General features: G+C 63.1%; 4 protein-coding genes. All 4 read left to right on the top strand.

Annotated elements, in window-relative coordinates; translation table 11 throughout:
- On the top strand, positions 1-239 hold a 239-nt coding region (locus RWT78_RS28535; RefSeq protein ID WP_314682699.1), incomplete at its 5' end, for an HNH endonuclease signature motif containing protein.
- A 98-nt stretch (positions 240-337) separates the two neighbouring features.
- Positions 338-1030: a mycofactocin biosynthesis peptidyl-dipeptidase MftE gene (gene mftE, locus RWT78_RS28540; RefSeq protein ID WP_214514516.1), complete on the top strand. Its 693-nt coding sequence runs from the start codon at positions 338-340 to the stop codon at positions 1028-1030.
- 97 nt (positions 1031-1127) lie between these two features.
- Positions 1128-2525, top strand: coding sequence for a mycofactocin biosynthesis glycosyltransferase MftF (gene mftF / locus RWT78_RS28545; protein ID WP_314682704.1), 1398 nt, complete (start codon positions 1128-1130; stop codon positions 2523-2525).
- Positions 2522-3886 (top strand): mycofactocin system GMC family oxidoreductase MftG (gene mftG, locus RWT78_RS28550; protein ID WP_314682708.1); only part of this gene is annotated, 1365 nt, incomplete at its 3' end. The genes mftF and mftG, both read left to right, overlap by 4 nt.

Consider the following 3886-nt stretch of genomic DNA (forward strand, 5'->3'; position numbering starts at 1 on the left):
CGGGGTGCGGGACACCGTCGGGGTGGTGCGATGCTCATCATATTGTTCACTGGAACGATGGTGGCCCAACGGATCTCGACAATCTGATCTTGTTGTGCGGTCATCATCACCGGACGCTGCATCACACGGAGTGGCGGGTGGAGATCGGGCCGGATCGCAAATCGGTGTTCTACCCACCGATGTCCGTTGATCCGTATCAGCAGCCGATCGGCGGGAACAGCCCACCGACAGCGGCGTGAACCGCGACAACTGACGAATACGCCGGGGCACAACAATCCCCCGGTGTATCCGCATGCAGTGTTGCGGTGGGAGGGGCCCGCACCAATACGATCGGGGGATGAGTTCTCCGCGTGACCTTGCTGCCATCCCGAGTCCTGCGCTCGAGGGCACTGCGCTCACCGTCGTGGTCCCGGTCGGTTCTTTCGAACAACACGGACCGCACCTGCCTCTCGATACCGACACTCGGATCGCGAGAGCAGTCGCACAGGCTCTGCCCGACGTCGTCATGGCCCCGGCCATCGAATACGGGGCGAGCGGCGAACACGAAGGGTTTGCCGGCACGATTTCGATCGGTGCCGAGGCTATGGAAACCGTCGTCGTCGAATACGGAAGGTCGGCGTTCAGATGGACGAAGCGGGTGCTATTCGTCAACGGCCACGGCGGAAATGGTCCCGCATTGGCCAAAGCGGTGGCACTTCTGCGGTATGAGGGGCGTGATGCTGCTTGGGTGCCGTGCGCTGTTCCGGGTGCCGACGCCCATGCCGGACACACTGAAACGAGCCTATTGCTGCACCTTTCGCCCGATTTGGTGCACATGAGCCTTGCTGAGACAGGAAATTTGTCTCCTATCGCGGACCTGATGCCAGGAATGCGTTCGGGCGGTATGGTCGCTGTGTCGCAAAACGGCGTTCTCGGCAATCCAGTCGGGGCTACCGCCGAAGACGGCGCATACATCTTCGGTGAGTTGGTAGGACGCGTGACGGATGGACTGGCCCGGTGGGAGCCTGGTCCAGATGGGAGGCTTCGGTGACGACCACGACCGAGTGGGGGCGGACGGTCCACCTGCGACGGCTTTCGAGGCTGCGACGAGTTGCAGCACGACGGGCTACGTCCCTTACGATCATCTGATGCGACCAGCAAGACTCCCCGACGGCTTCGGCATTCGGTTGGACCCCAAGGTGCGCACGTACTCGGGTGGCCGGGTACTCATCGGCGGATCTCCGACGCGGATGCTCAAGCTGGCGCCGACGGCTGCGGCGATGATCGGTGACGGCTTCCTCGAGGTGGTCGATCAGCAGAGCGCTGCGGTTGCGCGACACCTTCTCGATTCAGGTGTCGCGAATCCTCGTCCGATGTCGACGCCGTCCGCTGCCGATGTCACGGTCGTGATTCCGGTCAAGGACAACCAGGCCGGCGTCGAACGCTTATTGCCCGTCCTCAAGGATCTGACCGTCATCGTTGTCGACGACGGTTCGGAAGTGCCGGTGGAGCCCCGTCGCGCCTGCCCGGGCACCGGCACCATCACAGTGGTCCGGCACGAGAGTGCCCGCGGTCCCTCGGCAGCGAGAAACTCGGGATTGCGTTCGTCCCAAACACGTTTCGTAGCTTTTCTGGACTCCGACGTCATACCGCGTGCCGGTTGGCTCGAGTTGATGTTGGGCCACTTCAGCGATCCGGGGGTTGCCCTTGTTGCACCCCGCATCGTCGCCCTCGATCCGTACGGGACGGCGCTGGCGCGGTACGAGAACATGCGATCGTCTCTCGACCTCGGACGTAAGGAAGCTGCGGTGAAGTCGGGCAGTCCGGTCGCCTATGTCCCCAGCGCCGCCGTGATCGTCCGGCGCGACGTGGCACTCGAATGCAACGGTTTCGACGAGAGTCTCGAAGTAGCCGAGGACGTCGATTTCTGCTGGCGACTGCAGGCTGCGGGTTGGCGACTGAGGTACGAACCGGTTGCGCATGTCGCCCACGATCATCGAGTTCAGTTCGACAAGTGGTTCGCCAGGAGAGCGTTCTACGGCACGGGTGCGGCGCCGTTGGCTGCAAGACACGAGGGTTCGGTTCCGCCGATGGCGATGTCGTTCTCGACGCTCTTCGCGTGTATCGCCGCTGCAACACTGACCCGTTCCGGTCTTGCCGGCGCACTCGGCGCTTTGCTGTTTACCGTTTACCGGCTGCGAAAGATGTTCACCGGCCTGAGTCAACCCACCCGGATCGCGGCGATCCTCACCGCGCAGGGAGTTGTCGGCGGATTCTGGCAACTCGCCTCGGCAATGTGTCGTCACTACTGGCCCGTGACGCTCCTGGCGGTGATCGCCTCCCGTCGAATTCGGCGGCTGGCCGTCGCTGCAGCAGTCACCGAAGGTTTGGTGGACTGGTATCGCCACCGTGAGCCAGGCGGGCTGGGACCGGTTCGGTACGTCTTCTTCAAACGAGCCGACGACATCGCGTATGGAGCCGGACTCTGGCGTGGCGCATTCGACGCCCGCGACTGGGCGGCGCTGAAACCTCGAATCACCAAGTGACAGAAGCCGACTACGCAGATTTCCTGGTTGTCGGTGGTGGCACGTGTGGTTGCGTGGTCGCAGCCAGGCTCAGTGAAGATCCATCCGCCACGGTGATGCTCCTCGAATCGGGAAGCGGATATCGATCGGCGCTCGAACTCCCGGACGTCCTGGGTGATCCGTACCGACTGCCGGTCGGACCTGCGAGCGAATACACGTGGACCTATCCGGTCGAACTGACGCCGCGTCGGGCGTCCACAATTGCGCGGGGGCGGACACTCGGTGGATCCGGAGCCGTCAACGGTGCGTACTTCACCCGCGCGACCCGTGCTGATTTCGAGAATTGGCCGAGTTCATGGCGATACGACGACGTCTTGCCGTACTTCAAGAAGTCCGAAACGGATCGTGATTTCGAGAGCGAGTTCCACGGGACCGCCGGACCGATCCCGGTCGAGCGTCGAGCGTGGGACCAACTGCATCCACTGAGCGGCGAGTTTCATGCGGCAGCGCTCGGAGCAGGCTTTCCCGACGACGTCGACAAGAATGCGCCGGACTCGTTCGGGGTGGGCCGAGTGCCACTGAACGTGTCGGATCATCGTCGGATCAGTACGGCGATCGGGTATCTGATGCCGGCGTTGCACCGGCCGAATCTGCGGGTGGAATCCGGAGTGAACGTCATTCGCATCGCGTTCTCGGGTACCCGTGCGATCGGCGTCGACGTTCTCGACGACGGCAATGTCCGACGCATTCGTGCCGACCATGTGGTCGTGTGTTCGGGCGCGGTGGCGACACCGCACATTCTCCTGAATTCCGGTGTTGGTCCAGCGGAACAACTTGTAGAGCAAGGAGTTTCCGTCGTTCTCGATCGACCGGGCGTCGGACAGAACTTCGTCGACCACCCGGAAGTGCTGCTGCCGTACCATTTTTCCAAGCCCCGCACGATTCGATCGCAGACTCCGGTGCTGGAGACAGCCCTCAACCTCGCTGAGATCGAAATCCGTCCGTACACCGCATCTTTCACAGACCTGGTTCCCGGTGCGCCTCGCATGGACCACGGCGTCGGAGTGGTCCTGATGGCGCCGCGCAGCCGGGGAAGCATCGAACTGGCATCGGGGGATCCCGCTGGGGCGCCGCGTATTCGGTACAACTACGTCGCGTCGGCGCACGATCGAGCTGCCATTCGGGAAGGGATGCGGATCGCCGAGAATCTTCTCGAGTCGATCGCCGAGACGGGGTTGATCGATCGCCCCGTCGTGGAGTACACCGATGAGTGGGTCGAATCCCGCCTGGGAACGTCGCTGCATATGTCCGGTAGTTGCGTGATGGGTGCCGAGGCGGACCCGTTCGCAGTCGTCGACGGTCGGTGCCGTGTGATCGGCGCG

The sequence above is a fragment of the uncultured Rhodococcus sp. genome, from assembly GCF_963525155.1.
GTDB classification, from domain to species: Bacteria; Actinomycetota; Actinomycetes; order Mycobacteriales; family Mycobacteriaceae; genus Rhodococcus_F; species Rhodococcus_F qingshengii.